Annotated in this window: 17 protein-coding genes; 6 read left to right on the forward strand and 11 right to left on the reverse strand. The window is 64.6% G+C overall.

The genetic code is table 11. The annotated features are described in order from the left end of the window. Positions 1 to 4 precede the first annotated feature (4 nt). The 3 genes from puuE to WN72_RS33750 form a co-directional block, all read right to left on the reverse strand. Complete coding sequence (gene puuE, locus WN72_RS33740; RefSeq protein ID WP_092216027.1) at positions 5 to 940, reverse strand: allantoinase PuuE; 936 nt, start codon at positions 938 to 940, stop codon at positions 5 to 7. After that, positions 941 to 1,354: a DUF3830 family protein gene (locus WN72_RS33745; RefSeq protein WP_027562419.1), complete on the reverse strand. Its 414-nt coding sequence runs from the start codon at positions 1,352 to 1,354 to the stop codon at positions 941 to 943. It abuts the gene before it with no gap. Positions 1,355 to 1,442: 88 nt separating this feature from the next. Beyond that, positions 1,443 to 1,721: a hypothetical protein gene (locus WN72_RS33750; protein ID WP_027562418.1), complete on the reverse strand. Its 279-nt coding sequence runs from the start codon at positions 1,719 to 1,721 to the stop codon at positions 1,443 to 1,445. 223 nt (positions 1,722 to 1,944) lie between these two features. Between WN72_RS33750 and WN72_RS33755 the strand changes: the two genes are divergently transcribed. After that, positions 1,945 to 2,163, forward strand: a complete 219-nt coding sequence (locus WN72_RS33755; RefSeq protein WP_092216029.1) for a hypothetical protein — start codon at positions 1,945 to 1,947, stop codon at positions 2,161 to 2,163. A 224-nt stretch (positions 2,164 to 2,387) separates the two neighbouring features. Here the strand turns inward: WN72_RS33755 and WN72_RS33760 are convergent, their stop codons facing one another. Continuing rightward, a complete protein-coding gene (locus WN72_RS33760) occupies positions 2,388 to 2,777 on the reverse strand; it encodes a hypothetical protein (RefSeq protein ID WP_092216031.1) in 390 nt (129 codons plus the stop codon). A gap of 288 nt (positions 2,778 to 3,065) precedes the next feature. Here WN72_RS33760 and WN72_RS33765 point away from each other — a divergent pair, with 288 nt between their 5' ends. Beyond that, a complete protein-coding gene (locus WN72_RS33765; RefSeq protein WP_027562415.1) occupies positions 3,066 to 3,323 on the forward strand; it encodes a DUF2798 domain-containing protein in 258 nt (85 codons plus the stop codon). A gap of 249 nt (positions 3,324 to 3,572) precedes the next feature. Here the strand turns inward: WN72_RS33765 and WN72_RS33770 are convergent, their stop codons facing one another. The 4 genes from WN72_RS33770 to WN72_RS33785 form a co-directional block, all read right to left on the reverse strand. Then, on the reverse strand, positions 3,573 to 4,577 hold the full coding sequence (locus WN72_RS33770; protein WP_244553738.1) for a hypothetical protein: 1,005 nt from the start codon (positions 4,575 to 4,577) through the stop codon (positions 3,573 to 3,575). A gap of 30 nt (positions 4,578 to 4,607) precedes the next feature. Beyond that, a complete protein-coding gene (locus WN72_RS33775) occupies positions 4,608 to 6,395 on the reverse strand; it encodes a chloride channel protein (RefSeq protein ID WP_092216033.1) in 1,788 nt (595 codons plus the stop codon). A gap of 12 nt (positions 6,396 to 6,407) precedes the next feature. Beyond that, a complete protein-coding gene (locus WN72_RS33780) occupies positions 6,408 to 7,061 on the reverse strand; it encodes an L-fuculose-phosphate aldolase (RefSeq protein ID WP_181411713.1) in 654 nt (217 codons plus the stop codon). Between the two features lie 181 nt (positions 7,062 to 7,242). Then, positions 7,243 to 7,869, reverse strand: coding sequence for a MarC family protein (locus WN72_RS33785; protein ID WP_092216035.1), 627 nt, complete (start codon positions 7,867 to 7,869; stop codon positions 7,243 to 7,245). Between the two features lie 140 nt (positions 7,870 to 8,009). On the opposite strand from WN72_RS33785, the gene WN72_RS33790 reads away from it, so the two are divergent. The 4 genes from WN72_RS33790 (at position 8,010) to WN72_RS33805 (ending at position 11,722) form a co-directional block, all read left to right on the forward strand. After that, positions 8,010 to 8,579, forward strand: coding sequence for a YciE/YciF ferroxidase family protein (locus tag WN72_RS33790; protein ID WP_092216037.1), 570 nt, complete (start codon positions 8,010 to 8,012; stop codon positions 8,577 to 8,579). Positions 8,580 to 8,764: 185 nt separating this feature from the next. Then, a complete protein-coding gene (locus tag WN72_RS33795) occupies positions 8,765 to 9,148 on the forward strand; it encodes an Hsp20/alpha crystallin family protein (RefSeq protein ID WP_027562410.1) in 384 nt (127 codons plus the stop codon). A gap of 8 nt (positions 9,149 to 9,156) precedes the next feature. Continuing rightward, positions 9,157 to 11,562, forward strand: a complete 2,406-nt coding sequence (gene lon / locus WN72_RS33800; protein ID WP_092216039.1) for an endopeptidase La — start codon at positions 9,157 to 9,159, stop codon at positions 11,560 to 11,562. Between the two features lie 4 nt (positions 11,563 to 11,566). Continuing rightward, complete coding sequence (locus tag WN72_RS33805; protein ID WP_167380805.1) at positions 11,567 to 11,722, forward strand: hypothetical protein; 156 nt, start codon at positions 11,567 to 11,569, stop codon at positions 11,720 to 11,722. A 72-nt stretch (positions 11,723 to 11,794) separates the two neighbouring features. Here the strand turns inward: WN72_RS33805 and WN72_RS33810 are convergent, their stop codons facing one another. The 3 genes from WN72_RS33810 to WN72_RS33820 all read right to left on the reverse strand — a co-directional run bounded on the left by WN72_RS33810 (position 11,795) and on the right by WN72_RS33820 (position 15,437). Beyond that, positions 11,795 to 12,097 (reverse strand): HU family DNA-binding protein, encoded by a 303-nt coding sequence (locus WN72_RS33810; protein ID WP_027528369.1) that lies wholly within the window; start codon positions 12,095 to 12,097, stop codon positions 11,795 to 11,797. Between the two features lie 334 nt (positions 12,098 to 12,431). After that, positions 12,432 to 13,664 (reverse strand): acetyl-CoA C-acetyltransferase, encoded by a 1,233-nt coding sequence (locus tag WN72_RS33815; RefSeq protein WP_092216041.1) that lies wholly within the window; start codon positions 13,662 to 13,664, stop codon positions 12,432 to 12,434. A gap of 309 nt (positions 13,665 to 13,973) precedes the next feature. Next, complete coding sequence (locus WN72_RS33820; protein WP_092216043.1) at positions 13,974 to 15,437, reverse strand: GH1 family beta-glucosidase; 1,464 nt, start codon at positions 15,435 to 15,437, stop codon at positions 13,974 to 13,976. Between the last annotated feature and the right edge of the window lie 132 nt (positions 15,438 to 15,569).

Here is a 15,569-nt window from a genome sequence, read left to right on the forward strand (position 1 = left end):
CGCCTTACTCGATCTCGAACGCGTCGGCGGCGAGATGCGCGTGCTTGTCGTGCCAGTGCTGCGCGATCTGGAGCCGCGTCGGCACCCAGACGCGATCATGCTTGCCGATATAGTCGAGGAAGCGGATCAAGCCCGCGGCGCGACCGGGACGTCCGGCAAGACGGCAATGCAGCCCCACCGACATCATCTTCGGCGCGGTTTCACCCTCGGCATAGAGCACGTCGAAGGCGTCCTTCAAATAGGTGAAGAACTGCTCGCCCTCGGCAAAGCCCTGCGGGTTGATGAACCGCATGTCGTTGGCGTCAAGCGTATAGGGAATGATGAGCTGCTTGCCCTTGGCGCCCTTGACCCAATAGGGCAGATCGTCGGCATAGGAGTCGCAGAGATAGAGGAAGCCGCCCTCCTCCATCAGCAGGCGGTTGGTGTTGGTCGAGGAGCGGCCGGTGTACCAGCCGAGCGGCCGCGAACCGGTGGCCTCGGTATGGACGCGAATGGACTCGGCGATCTCGGCGCGCTCCTGCGCCTCGGTCATGTCCTTGTGCTCGATCCATTTCAGGCTGTGGCTGGCGATGTCCCAGCCTGACTCCTTCATCGCCGCGACGATTACCGGATTGCGCTTCAGCGCCGTGGCGACGCCGAACACGGTGGTCGGCCACTTTCGCTCATTGAACATCCGCCACAGCCGCCAGAAGCCGGCGCGCGAGCCGTACTCGAACATGGATTCGATGTTGGCGTGGCGCTGGCCCGGCCAGGGCTGCGCGCCAAGCACGTCCGACAGGAACGCTTCCGAGGCACGGTCGCCGTGCAAAATGTTGTTCTCGCCGCCTTCCTCGAAATTGACGACGAACTGCACCGCGACCCGCGCGTTGCCCGGCCACTCCGGATGCGGCGGGTTGCGGCCGTAGCCGCGGAGATCGCGCGGGTAGCGGGCGTCAGTCACTCAGACTTCCTCGAAGCGGATCGGCAGTGCGCCCTTCCAGAGCACAGCCTTGCCGAGAGTCGCCAGATTCTCCAGGCCCGAGGTCACGGTGATGAAGTGATTGCCGGCGAGCTGGCCCATCTTGCTGGCGAAGCTCACGCCGCCATAGGCCATCAGGATCTCGGTCTCGCTAATGCCGCCGGGATAGAGGATGATCTGGCCGGGCGCGGGATAGCTGGTGTGGTTCTCGTAGCCGACGCCGAAATCGAGGTCGCCGAGCGGCATCCATACCGCCTCGCCGCTCCAGCGCACATGGATGATGTGGCTTTCGAACGGCAGCGCCTTGCGAAATGCGGCGACGGTCTTGGGCGCGGCTTGCTCCTCGAAGCGGGCATCGAAGGTGAAATCGCCGGCGCGGATAACGAGTTTGCTCATCTCATCTCTCTGGGTCGGGGGCGATGGCCCCACGGGAACTTCCAAGCAAAGAGCATTCCATGGGCGTTCGCGCAAGTGGCGCGGGCCGTCACCGGCGGTCGTAGGACCAACCGAAGATGCCGCTCCGCCGCACCTCCGGCTCCGCCTCAGTGGCGGGCTGCGGCGCCTCCTTCAGTTCGGCCTGCGGCGGTGGCGCGGGCGGTGCCGGAAGGTTCTCGCATTTCATGGAGTAGACCAGCTTGCCGTCCGCGGTGCGCCCGATCGGAGCGCAGGGGTCCGGATGCGCCGCCGTGGCCTTCGGGGTCAATTTGACCTGCGCGGCCGCCGGTGAGGCCATCAACAACAGGACCAGCAGATATTTCGACATCGTTGTCGCCTGGAAAGCCAATTCGCAGCATTGAACCGGATTGCGGCGGGCAAGTCCACCGCGTCACGGGTGTGATTGCCGAATATTTAGCCGGGACCAAAAAGTTTGCTCGCTCCAACGTGAAGGCGGCGCCGCTGATATTCGGAAAGGCCCATCGCCATGTCAGCGGCGACGACGAACACACAAGACGCCACAGCCGGAGCGTCGTCACGGGAGAAACGACATGCAGAAATCTTTCGCCATTCTCGGCGCTACCTTGATTGCCGCGGTCACCATCCAGACCGCCGCGGCAAGTGACCGCCACCACGTCCGCAAGGCGCATCCCGCCCCCGTCACCCAATCGGTGCGTAACTCCAACGCGGCAATGTGGCCCTCGCAGCCGACCGAACCCGACTGGTCGCGCTACGCCAACGGCGCGATGTCGGCGCCGGCGGGACGGTGACTTGCCGGACGTGTAGCTCTCGTAGGATGGGTAGAGCGCAGCGAAACCCATCACGTCTTCGTTGCGCCGAAGCATGATGGGTTTCGCAAGAGCTCTACCCATCCTACGTCCTCTGCGCCGCTTGACAGACGAGGGACACAGCATCATCGACCGCGGCATCTCGCGATGCCGGACGCAAAAAAGGGGCGGTGCAAGGCACCGCCCCTTTTTGCGAAACCGGTCGCCTAATAGGGATAGTAGCGCGGGCCGTAATAAGGACCGCCGCCATAATAGCCCGGGCCGCCGTAGTACGGACGCGGAGCATAGTAATAGTTGTCGTAGTACTCCTGGCGCCGGCTCTCGGCGATCGCGCCTCCGATCAGACCTGCCGCGACGCCCATGAAGGCGAGACCCGCGGCGTTCGGCCCGCGTCGATAATAACGATGGCGTCGGGCTGCACTGAAATCGGTGGCATTGGACGAAGCCGGACCTGCCGCGGTGGTGGGCAAGGTCTTGGCCGCGACGGGGGACGCCGCAACCGACGGCGATACCGAAGCCGCAGTCAGGGCAAGGCCCGCGAACGCGGCCAGCGCACCGGTGCGGCCAAACCTGGAAGTGACGGGTCGATTGCTCATCTTGACGTCCTCTGTTCTCGCCAAAAAAACATATTCAAACGTGACCTAACGCGCAAACCACTGAAATGGTTTCAGGATCGCGGCAATCCGCCACGCTTTGAACGATTGTAAACCGAACCAGCCGATCCAGCTTGCACCACTCAACCTGAGCGGATAATGAACAGCCGCGCCGTTTTGCGGTCGCCGTAAGCGTTCACGTGAACCAACGCATCAACCGACGCCGTCGGGATCGATGCCATTTTAATGGGTTCAACGTGACTGACGCGTCCTTTCTCGAAGAGAAATCAGATGATTGCGGTTCGCAAACTGCCGGCGCGCTATGCGCCGATCGTGATGCCATTCGTGCTGTCCGTCCTCATGACGGCCGTGGTGTCGGTCATTTCGACCCTGCGGAGCCTCGGCGCGACGCCGGCGTTCCTGGCGACCTGGCCGGGCGCATGGGCGCTGTCGTGGCTCGTCGCCTTTCCTACGTTGCTGATGGTGCTGCCACTGGTCCGCCGGATCGTGGCCTGCCTCGTGGCAGCGCCATCTCAACCAAGCCGATAGCCGGACGCGGGCGGCGCTCATGAAGCCCGCCGTCCCGCTTCCATGATTACTCGACACCTTGGATCGATGGGCGCCATACGATCGGCGGCGTGGCCCGCGTCGCGCCGGTGCGGCTTGGCGAATTCGAAAGCGGCATGACCGCCGTCTCGGCGCGATGCCGGCGGTCATTCTCGGCGGCGTCGGCACCATCGATGTGGAGCGATCGTTGCCGTGAATGTGGCCGCGACTACGGGTCCGTATCGATCGCGACTATTGTCGCGCCGATTGCAGCTGGACCGGAGCAGTCCGTCGCACCGCGGCATGCGGTGACGAGGTTGCCGCCGCCGGCTTGGGCGTATGAGCCGCAGCCGGACGTGACGCAGGCACTGGTGCTGCGCTCGTCTTCTGCCCCGCGTTCGACCGGTCGGTCGTTTTGCCGGCGATCTCGGGCCTCTTGTTATCCGACGCCTTGCTTTCAGACGCCTTATCTTCAGGGGTCTTGGCGACGAGCCGCGTCATTTGTTCCTGGCCTGCTTTCAACTCATCGGCAAGCCTGAGATTGTCGACCGACATTTGCTCCTGGTTCGCTCTCAGTTGCGCGTGGCTCGCCTTGAGCTCATCGATGCCTTGCTGCACGTTTGCGAGATCGCTCGCCAGCTTCTGCAGCAATTCGGTCAACTCCGGCGGGAGTGTGCCGCCGGTTGGCGCGACGACCTCCGGTACGGTCTCGGCCGCAGATGCCGGTTGCGGCGATGCCTCGGCCAATTGAGCAGTCGGGCTCGTCTCGGCTTCGCGCACCGGCTCTGCTTGCAACTGCGACGACGTCGCAGCGTGCACCGGCGCCCAACCTGCGAACATCTGCCTGACCGTATCACCGTGGGATGATTGCGAGACGAAGGCAGCGATGCCGATCCCTGCAGCCAGCCCGAGACCGGCGAGGCCGCGCAGCGCTGTTCCGCCACGCCGCGGGCGACTGCGCACGGCATCGCGCTCCAGCCGGGCAAGCTGCTCGTTGGCGCGCGCGATCTCTTCATCCACGCTCTTGATTTTCGCGAAGGTATGCGTGAGCTGTGCGTCTATGCGCGCAGACAGCGCATAAGGCGGCTCGATCGGTGTCGTTACGGAGTTCATTGGCGCTCCCCTTCCCAGCCCAATGTCGCCCGAAGGCGTCCGTCGCATTTGCTTGCCCTGATCATCGCTGACGCGGTTTGTCCAAAGCAAGACGCCTTCAAGGAAATTCGAAGGCGACTGCGGGTGCCATGGCCCCTCCCCCAATACCTCTCTCGACCCCGAGGCCGCAGACCCTTACGACAGCGCCCCCAGCACGCCGCGCGTGGCCTTGTCGATCTCCTCGACGTAGCGGCGGCGGGCGAAGGTCTCGGTGAGGAAACCAACCACCTTGCGGCTGTCGGTGGAATCGACCACCGCCAGCATCTCGGCTTCCGCCTCATCGAACACCGCCATCGCCGACTTCACGTTCATTTCCGGAATCAGCACGATGTCGATCAGGCGGGCGAGCTCGATCACCTGGATATCGTCGGCGATGGTGTCGAGGTCGCTGGAGAACAGGTCGGGCAACAGCACGAGGCCAACATATTCGTCAGCATTGTTGACGATGACGATACCCGGCCGCGAGCCCAGCGCGAATTCGCGGCGGACGGCGGCGATCGTCGTGGTCGACGGCACCTTGCCGACGTCGGAGCGCATCAGCCGCTCGACGGTGAGGTTGCGCAGCCAGCCGACATCGTTGGCGCTGCGGATGGTCTCGCCGCGCAGATGCAGGCGCCAGGTCGAGAACGAATGTCCAAACATGAAGCGGACACAGATCGAGGTGACGATGCAGCCGGCCAGCACCACGGCGGTAACGTCGACATTGCGGGTCATCTCGAGCACGAGGAACGACATGGTGAGCGGACCGCCGACGATGGCGACGCCGAGCGTCGCCATGCCCGTCAGCATCGCCACCAGCGGATCGATCACGAAGTTCGGGCTGACCAGCAGCAGCACCGCGGCGAAGAATTTGCCGATCAGGCTTCCGACGAACAGCGAGGCGAAGAACAGGCCGCCGCGGAAGCCCGACGCGAGCGAGATCAGGCAGGCCGTCACCTTCAGGCCGATGATCACGGCGATCAGGCCGATGGTCATGTCGTGGAAGAGATCAAGCACCATGGCGCCGTGGCCCGCCGCCAGCACCTGCGGCGTGACGATGGCGAAACTGCCGACGATGAGGCCGCCGATCACCGGGCGCAGCCAGACCGGCAGCCATTTGAACAGGCGCTCGAACATCGAGGAGGAGCGCATCACGGCGATGCCGACGCCACTGGTGACGAGGGCGAGCCCGATCAATGCCAGATACTGCTCGATGCCGACCGAGCTGACCTTCGGGATTTCGATGGAATACGGCGCGCCGCCGAGCCATTGCGCGGTCAGCGCGCCGGCGAGCGAGGCCGCCAGGATCGGCGCTGCGCTGCCGACCGAATAGACGCCGACGATCAGCTCGCAGGCGTAGAAGGCGCCGGTGATCGGCGCGCCGAACGCCGCTGCGATCGCCGCGGCAGCGCCGCAACCGACCATCAGGCGCAGATCGTTGCGGCGCAGGTTGAAGAACTTGCCGAGCAGCGAGGCGATGCCGGAGCCGATCTGGGTATAGCCGGCCTCGAGGCCGACCGAGGCGCCGCAGCCGTTGGAGATCAGCGTCTGGCTCGACACCACCACGCTGTCGCGCATCGAGAGATTGCCGCCGCGAAGGGCATTGGCCTCGATCGGGTCGACCGCGTTCGAAATCTTCATGCGCCGGCGCGACCATTCCATTATGCCGAGCGCCAATCCGCCGAGCGCCGGCGCGAGCAGCGCCGCCCAGGGACTGACCCGCGCATTGGCGGACAGGCGGACGTCGACGGGAATGCCGTAGATCACGACATGCGCGATCTGCGCGATCTCCGCCATCAGCGTCACGATGGCGCCGGCCAGCGTGCCGATCACCAGCGCCAGCGGGATCAGGTAGAACTCGTTGCTGCGCAAGAGCGCCCGGAGCCGAACCATGGTGCGGTTCGTCCCCTTGCGATCGACGATATGTCTGAGCCGCACGAACACTGTCTGTCCGCCCTACCCTTCCGACAGGCCGTAGCCGGCCATGCGCTGGCGAACCCGCTCGATCTCCTCGCTCGACAGCAGCGGCGGTTGTCCGATCTGGAGACACCCGTGATACTGCCGCGCCAGGGTCTCGACCTCGACGGCGAGCCACATCGCCTTGTCCAGTGTCTTGCCGATCGCGATCATGCCGTGATGGTCGAGCAGGCAGGCGAGCCGGCCCTCGAGCGCCCGCATCGCATGCTCGGACAGCTCCGCCGTTCCGAATGTGGCATAGGGCGCGCAGCGGATGCTGTCGCCGCCGGCGGCCGCGATCATGTAGTGCACAGGTGGAATGTCCATGCCCATGATCGCCAGGATGGTGCAATAGGTCGGATGGGCGTGGACAAGGGCGTTGACGTCCTCGCGCGACTTCAGGATGTCGCGGTGGAAGCGCCACTCGCTGGATGGCTTCTGATCGGGCGCATGCGCGCCGTCCATCCTCATGAACACGATCTGGTCGGGCGTCATGGCCTCATAGGGCACGCTGGTCGGCGTGACCAGGAGTCCGTCCGCATGCCGGACGCTGATATTGCCCGATGTGCCCTGGTTGATGCCGAGCGCATTCATGCGGCGGCAGGCGTCGATGATGGCCTGTCTCTTGGCGAGCTCGTCCGCTGTCATCGACATCTCAGTTTCTTCTCGATTTCTTCTCGATTTCTTGGCGAAGTGCGTTTGTTAGACCCGAAGTACGTCAAAGCAATATGGCAGTGCAAGAGAAAGCGGACCGGATGAGGTACCGTCTTGCCGGGTGTACCGTTACATCGAGAAACCAATTGTAAAATCAGTATATTAGCAGATTGTCGCAGGCTCAGGAAAAGCTCGCTTTAACGGCCGCGATTCCGTTGATCACGAACTGCACCGAATAGGCCGCAAGCAGCATGCCGAGCACGCGCGAGAGCACCGCATTTCCGGTCCGCCCCAGCGTGCGGGCGATCAGACCCGCGGAGACGAAGCACAGCATGCAGAGCAGGCACACCGCCAGAACGATCGCAATGATGATGGCGAGCTTGGCGCCGTAGCCGGCATCGCCCGAAAGCAACAGCGTGGTCGCGATCGCGCCGGGGCCGGCCATCATCGGGATGGCCAGCGGGAACACCGCGACATCGGATGCGTGTTCCGACGTCGCCTTGTCGGCCTCGCGGGCCTCGCGATGCGGGCGGTCGCCGAAGATCATCTGGTAGGACACGCCGAACAGCAGCAGTCCGCCAGCGATCTGAAAGGCGGGGATGCCGATCCCGAGCTGGCGCAGCAGCCAGTTTCCGGCCAGCGCGATCACGACCAGTATCGAGGCCGCGATCAGCGGCGCGCGCACCGCGACCGTGCGCTTGACCTTGTCAGGCATGCCTCCTGTCGCAGCCAGGAACGCCGGCGCCAGACCGACAGGATCGACCACCAGCAGCAGCGTCACGAAGGCGGACAGGGCGAAGTCGATCATGGAAAGCGTCTCGGGTGGCGAGGCGCAAGCCATAGCGGCTCGCGAAGGCCTTCGCGAGGAACATTTGCTGATCCCGGCTCTTGATCGCGTGAGGATTGAGGAAGGGCATGCCTTCCCGTGTCGCCTCATGAGGAGGATCTATGGCTAAACGAGCAAAGAAACGTGCAACCAAGAAAAAGACCGCAGCGCGCCGTCCGCGTCGGGCGCCCAAGATGCTGAGCGACCTGTTTCTGGAGACGCTCAAGGACATCTATTTCGCCGAGAACAAGATCATCAAGACATTGCCGAAGATGGCCAAGGCGGCCCATTCGAAGGACCTTGCGGCGGCCTTCAACAAGCATCTGCGCGAGACCCAGGGCCAGGTGAAACGGCTGGACCAGATCTTCAGGATGCTGGGCAAGCCGGCACGCGGCAAGCCGTGTGAGGCGATCAACGGCATCACCGACGAGGGCGCCGAGATCATGAAGGAGTTCAAGAACGCCCCTGCCCTCGATGCCGGCCTGCTCGCCGCGGCACAGGCCGTCGAGCACTACGAGATTTCCCGTTACGGCACACTGCGTACCTGGGCCGAGGAGCTCGGCATGCATGACGCAGCGAGGCTGCTCCAGGAGACGCTCGACGAGGAAGAGGCCACCGACCACGCGCTGACGGAGCTCGCCACCTCCGTGATCAACCTCGAAGCAGAAGAAGGGTACCGCGAAGCCGCCTGATCGGCGCCGCCCGCCCAACTGTTGCCTTCGACGCCGCAGAACATGGCTGCGGCGTCGAAGCGCCTGACTGCAAGGGCCTCCGGTTCGAGAGGCCAGGCATGCTCCAGACGCGCGATGCTGGAATTTGCGGGAACCATCCCCATATCCTCGTTTTCCAACCGCAGCGCCTTCCCCGAGTTTTTGCCATGCAACCCAAAAATCCCCTCGACTGGATGCTGTCCGAAGCTTTGGACTCGCTGACCCGCGCCGAACGGCTGCGCCAGCAGTTCGGCCGCCAGGAAGCCTGCTGGGAGCCGCCGATCGACGTGCTCGAGACCGAGCATGAGCTTTTGATCCTGGTCGCGCTCCCCGGCGTCAATCCTGACAACGTCGAGACGGTGATCCATGACGGCGTGCTCATCATCTCCGGCCAGCGCACGCTGCCGCCGGAGCTTCGCAACGCCCGCATCCACCGCCTCGAGCTGCCGCAGGGCCGTTTTGAGCGGCGCATCGCGCTTCCCATCGGCCGCTACGCCATCAGCCGCTTCGTAATGGACGGCTGCGTCGCACTGCGCCTCGCCAAATCCTGAGGTCGATCATGGCCACCGAACAGATGAATACCGAACAGACCAATTCCCAAAACGGTCCTGACGTGAAGATCCCCGAAGACGCGCTGATCATCATCCCCGTGCGCGAGATGGTGCTGTTTCCGGGCGCCATCGCGCCGATCGCGATCGGCCGGGCGAAGTCCATCGCCGCCGCACAGCAGGCGCTGCGCGAGCAGCGGCCGGTCGGCATCGTCCTGCAACGCAGCCCCGAGATCGAGGAGCCCGGGCCGGACGATCTCTACCGGGTCGCGACCATCGCCAACATCGTGCGCTACATCACTGCGCCCGATGGCACCCATCACATCGTCTGCCAGGGCGTGCAGCGCGCGCGCATCCTCGACTTCCTGCCGGGGACGCCGTTCCTGGCCGCGCGCTTCCAGCAGATCCCCGAGCCGGCTACGAGCTCGCCCGAGATCGAGGCGCGCGCGCTGAACCTGCAGCGCCAGGCCATCGAGGCGATCGAGCTGCTGCCGCAGGCGCCGCCCGAGCTGATCGCGATGTTCCAGGGCACGACTGCGCCCGGCGCGCTGGCGGACCTCGCAACCTCGTTCATGGACATCAAGCCGCAGGACAAGCAGGAGGTCCTGGAGACCATCGACCTCGCTTTGCGCGTCGAGAAGGTGTCGAAGCACCTGGCCGAGCGGCTGGAGGTGCTGCGCATCAGCAATGAAATCGGCCAGAAGACCAAGGCCTCCTTCGACGAGCGGCAGCGCGAGGCGATCCTGCGCGAGCAGATGGCGACCATCCAGCGCCAGCTGGGCGAAGGCGACGGCAAGGCGGCCGAGGTCACCGAGCTGACGGCTGCGATCGCCAAGGCCAACATGCCCCCTGAAGCCGAGGCGCATGCCAAGAAGGAGCTGCGCCGCTACGAGCGCATGCCGGAGGCTGCCGGCGAAGCCGGCATGGTCCGCACCTATCTCGACTGGCTGATCGAACTGCCCTGGGCCCTCCCCGAGGAGAAGCCGATCGACATCAAGGAGGCGCGGCGCATCCTGGATGCCGATCATTTCGGCCTGGAGAAGATCAAGAGCCGGATCATCGAATATCTGGCGGTGCGCAAGCTGGCGCCGCAGGGCAAGGCCCCGATCCTGTGCTTCGTCGGCCCGCCCGGCGTCGGCAAGACTTCGCTCGGCCAATCCATTGCCCGCGCGATGGATCGCCCCTTCGTGCGCGTCAGCTTAGGCGGCGTGCATGACGAGGCCGAGATCCGCGGTCACCGGCGCACCTATATCGGCGCGCTGCCCGGCAACATCATCCAGGGCATCAAGAAGGCGGGCGCGCGCAACTGCGTCATGATGCTTGACGAGATCGACAAGATGGGCCGCGGCGTGCAGGGCGATCCCTCCGCCGCCATGCTGGAGGTGCTCGACCCCGAGCAGAACGGGACGTTCCGGGACAATTACCTGGGCGTGCCATTCGACCTGTCGCGCGTGGTCTTCATCGCGACCGCCAACATGCTGGACCAGATTCCCGGTCCGCTGCTGGACCGCATGGAGCTGATCAGCCTCGCCGGTTACACCGAGGACGAGAAGCTGGAGATCGCGCGGCGGTATCTGGTGCGGCGGCAGCTGGAGGCTAATGGCCTCTCGGCCGAGCAGGCGGAGATCGAGCCGGAGGCGCTGAAGCTGGTGGTCAAGGGTTACACCCGCGAGGCCGGCGTGCGTAACCTCGAGCGCGAGATCGGCAAGGTGTTCCGCCATGCCGCGGTGCAGATCGCCGAAGGCACGGCTGCCAAGGTGGTGGTGACGACAAAGGACATCGGCACCGTGCTCGGCCAGCCGCGCTTCGAAGGCGAGATCGCGCAGCGCACCAGCATTCCGGGCGTGGCCACCGGCCTTGCCTGGACCCCTGTTGGCGGCGACATCCTGTTCATCGAGGCCTCGCGCGTGCCCGGCCGCGGCGGCATGATCCTGACCGGCCAGCTCGGCGAGGTCATGCGCGAGAGCGTGCAGGCTGCGCTGACACTGGTGAAGAGCAGAGCCTCCCAGTTCGGCATCGATCCCCAGCTGTTCGAGAAGAGCGACATCCACGTTCACGTCCCCGCGGGCGCCACCCCGAAGGACGGACCGAGCGCGGGCGTTGCGATGTTCACGGCGCTGACGTCGCTGCTCACCAATCGCACGGTGAGGAGCGACACGGCGATGACCGGCGAGATCTCGCTGCGCGGCCTGGTGCTGCCGGTCGGCGGCATCAAGGAGAAGGTGGTGGCCGCGGCCGCCGCCGGCCTGAAGCGGGTGATGCTGCCGGCGCGCAACAAGCGGGACTATGACGACATCCCGAAGAGCGCGCGGGACAACCTCGAATTCATCTGGCTGGAGCGCGTCGACGAGGCCATCGCCGCAGCGCTCGAGCCGGCGGAAGCCAAGGTCGATCCGAAGATCGAAGCGGCGGAGTAATGCGATGAAGAAACTGCTGGAGAAAGCAAGGAGATCACGCAAGACGCAGCGGCTGCGCCAGCTGCTCGATCGCGCCATCGACCGGGTGCGCGATGAGGTCGCGGGACCCGAGCCGCGGCTTCAGCCGATCCCGGTCCGGGTGAAGCGCCGCAAGGGTTGAGCCCTCCGTCTCAGGCCCTTGCGACTGCCCCAAATCAAAAGGCCCCCTCTCATCGAGGGGGCCTTTGCGTTATCAGGCCACGGCGTCCTTGGCAGCCTTGACCGGGCGGGCGCGGACGATCTTCCGGGCCGGCTTGGCCTTGAACATCATCTCTTCACCCGTGAACGGGTTGGTGCCCTTGCGCGCCTTGGTCGCGGGCTTCTTGATGACCACGAACTTGGCGAAGCCCGGCACCAGGAACAGGCCGTTCTTCTTGAGCTCCTTGTGGCCGACGTCGGTCAGCGTCTCCATGACGTTCTTGACGTCGCGCTTGGAAAGCTCGGTGGCGGTCGCAATCTTTTCGATCAACTGCGATTTGGAAAGTTGGGTCGGCATCGTGTCTCCTCTGATTCGTTGCCGGTTGCATATTAGACCAACCGGCGAAGGCCTATAGCCTTCTGCACAGTTTTGTCGCGAATTTACGGGCTTTTTTGGCCCCCTGTGGCAAAAAACCCTGCTTTTTAGCTACTTCCGGAGCGGAGGAAGCCTCAGGCAGCGGATTTTACCTTGTTTCAAAGGCCCGCACGCAACCTTGCTAAAGCTGATTCGCGGCTTTCGACAAGCGACGACCGAACGACCGCGTGCGATTCACCCTGAAAAATAAGGGTTGGATCGCACTGCAGCCGCCTCTTCTCCCCGTTTTTAAGGGGAGCGGTGAAGACGAGGTTGGCTAGACGCGCTCGATGATGATGGCCGGCGCCATGCCGCCGGCGGCGCACATCGTGACGAGGCCGCGCTTGAGGCCGCGCCGTTCGAGCTCGTCGAGCACGGTGCCGATCAGGATCGAGCCGGTGGCGCCGATGGGATGGCCGAGCGCGATCGAGCCGCCATTGACGTTGACCTTGGCGCGGTCGAGCTTGAGATCGCGGATGTATTTCTCCGCCACCACCGCGAAGGCCTCGTTGATCTCGAAGAGATCAATGTCATCGATGGAGAGCCCCGCCTTCGCCAGCACCTTGCGCGTCGCCGGCACCGGTGCGTTCAGCATCAACGTCGGCGAGTCCCCCATGTTGGCCATCGCCACCACGCGGGCGCGGGCTTTAAGGCCATGCGCCTTGGCGTAGGCGGGTGAAGCCAGGAGGATCGCGGCCGCGCCGTCGACGACGCCCGACGAATTGCCCGCGTGATGCACGAAGTCGATGTCGAGATCGGGATATTTCTGCAGGATCAGGCCGCGATAGGTCGTGCCCTTGTCGTCGAGCGCATAGTCGGCGACGGCGGGGAACGCCGGCTTCAGGCTGCTGAGGCCCTCCATCGTGGTCTGCGGCCGCGGATACTCTTCATGGTCGAGCGCGAGGCTGCCGTCCTCGCGATGGACGGGCACGAGGCTGTTCTTGAAGTGGCCGTTCGCGATCGCATGCGCCGCGCGCTTCTGGCTTTCGAGACCGAGCGCGTCGACGTCCTGTCGCGTGATGCCTTCAAGTGTCGCGATCGCATCGGCGCAGACGCCCTGGTGCGACTGCGGATGCTTCGCCCGCAGGCGCAGATTGCCAGAGTCCATCATCATCGGACCGCCGCCGCGGCGACCCTCCATCGACATCATCTCGCAGCCCCCGGCGATGACGAGGTCTTCGGCGCCCGCCATGATCGAGGATGCGGCCATGTTGACGCTGGTGATGCCGCTTCCGCAGAATCGATCCAGCGTCACGGCGCTGGCGCGCACGTCATAGCCGGCGTCGAGCGCCGACATGCGGCCGAGATCGCCGCTTTGCGTTGCGACCTGCGCGCTGCAGCCCCAGACGATGTCGTCGACGTCGGCGGTATTGATGCCGGTGCGCTCGGCAAGCGCGCGCAGCACGGTTGCTCCCAGCTGCTGCGGATGAATGCCCGAGAGTGCTCCCTTGCCGGCCTTGCCGACACCTCGCGGGGTCCGGCATGCATCGATGATCAGCGCGTCAGCCATGGGCGTTGTCCTCTTGTTATGAGTGTTGAGAGGCGTTGTGAATCAGGGGGAGAGTTGAGTCAATCGGCGGTGCCGGACGGCCTCTCTGCAAAAAGTGAAAAACAACCCCATGCACAGTAGAAGCCCCGGTTCCGCGTGAGGCGCAGCGATACCTGTGAAGCGATTGGTCCGTCAGGCTAAACGGCAATTGCTGCGCAATCTTGCGTCAGGGCAGCTCAAACGCGACAGACGGGCCGCGTCCCCCTCACCCGGATTTTCCGCTGCGCGTAAAATCCGGCCTCTCCCGGCACGCGAGGAGAGGCGAAGACATCACACTCCCGCGGCGTTCTTCGCGATGACGTTGCGGTAGAAGCTCGCGCTGAGCTTTGGCGTGCGCACCTGGGTGTCGAAATTGACGTGGTAGAGACCGAACCGCTTGTTCAGCCCGAACACCCATTCGAAATTGTCCATCAGGCTCCAGAGGAAATAGCCGCGCACCGGCACGCCCTCGGCCGTCGCGCGCTGGAGCTGGGCGAGATAGTTGCGCAGGTACATGATGCGGTCGGTGTCGTAGATCTTGCCGTCCGGCGAGATCTCGTCCTCGCCGGAGGTGCCGTTCTCGGTGATGTAGATCGCATCCGTCTTCCAGATCTTTGCCGCGAGCCTCGGCACCCAGTAGATCGTCTCCGGCGCGACGCGGAGCCAGTTCGAATTCATGTGCGGAAAGGATTTCGGGATCGGCAGCGGCATGAAGCCCGCGCCCTGGTCGGACGGCACCACGTAGTTCTGCGGCGCATAGATGTTGAGGCCGAGGAAGTCGACCGGCGAGGAGATGATCTTCAGTTCCGCGTCGGTATATTTCGGCGCATTGGCGCCAGCATATTTCAGGAAGGCGTCGGTATACTGGCCCGTCATGATGACGTTGAGATAGCCGGCGTTCATCTCGCGCAGCGCGATCTCGGCGGCGCGGACATGCTCGGGCGTGTCGATCGCGGGAACGCAGACGTCGATGTTCTCGGCCGGCCCCACTTTGGTGCCGCGGCGTCCGCGCGCACGCACCGCCTGCACCGCAAGCCCGTGCGCGAGCGCGCTGTTGTGCCTGACCTGGTTGACCTCGGCTTGCGGCAGCGTCGCGCCGGGCGCATCGATGCCCAGGCCATAGCCGAACTGCACGAAGCGGCCGCTCTCGTTCAGCGTGAACACGTTCTTGACGCGATCGGTCAGGCGCTCGGCGACATAGCCGGCATAGTCGCCGAAGATCTTGCAGGTCTCGGTCGAGCGCCAGCCGCCAAAGCGGTCCTGGAGCGACTGCGGCAGATCCCAATGATAGAGCGTCGCCCACGGCTCGATGCCGTTCTTCAGGAGCTCGTCGACGAGGCGATTGTAGAAGTCGAGTCCTTTCGGGTTCGGCTTGCCGTCACCATCCGGAAACACCCGCGGCCAGGCGATCGAGAAGCGATAGGCCTTGCAGCCGAGATCCTTGATCAGCGCGATGTCTTCCTTATAGCGATGATAATGCTCATTGGCGCGGTCGCCGGTGGTGCCGTCCTCGATCTTGCCGGGGATGCGCACGAAAGTGTCCCAGATCGAGGCCCCTCGCCCATCCTCATTGACCGCGCCCTCGACCTGATAGGACGAGGTCGCCGTGCCCCAGACGAAGCCCGGCGGAAAGCCGTCCATGCCCCGCGGCGCCGGTACCGGCTTGGCATCGGCCAGCTCGACGGGACCTGCGATTCCGGCTGCGGACAATCCCGCCAGCTTGGCAAACTGGCGGCGCGAGACCTTGTCCGACATGTGATGCTGCTCCCAAGGTGATGCTGGTGCGGCATCACAATGACGCGTGACGGGCCATTTGAGAAGCGCCGCAGCGGAAGTTTGAGGATGCAGAATTGCGCTGCCGGGGGCGCGACATGTCGGCGCGGGCGA

It is taken from the genome of Bradyrhizobium arachidis (assembly GCF_015291705.1).
GTDB classification, from domain to species: domain Bacteria; phylum Pseudomonadota; class Alphaproteobacteria; order Rhizobiales; family Xanthobacteraceae; genus Bradyrhizobium; species Bradyrhizobium arachidis.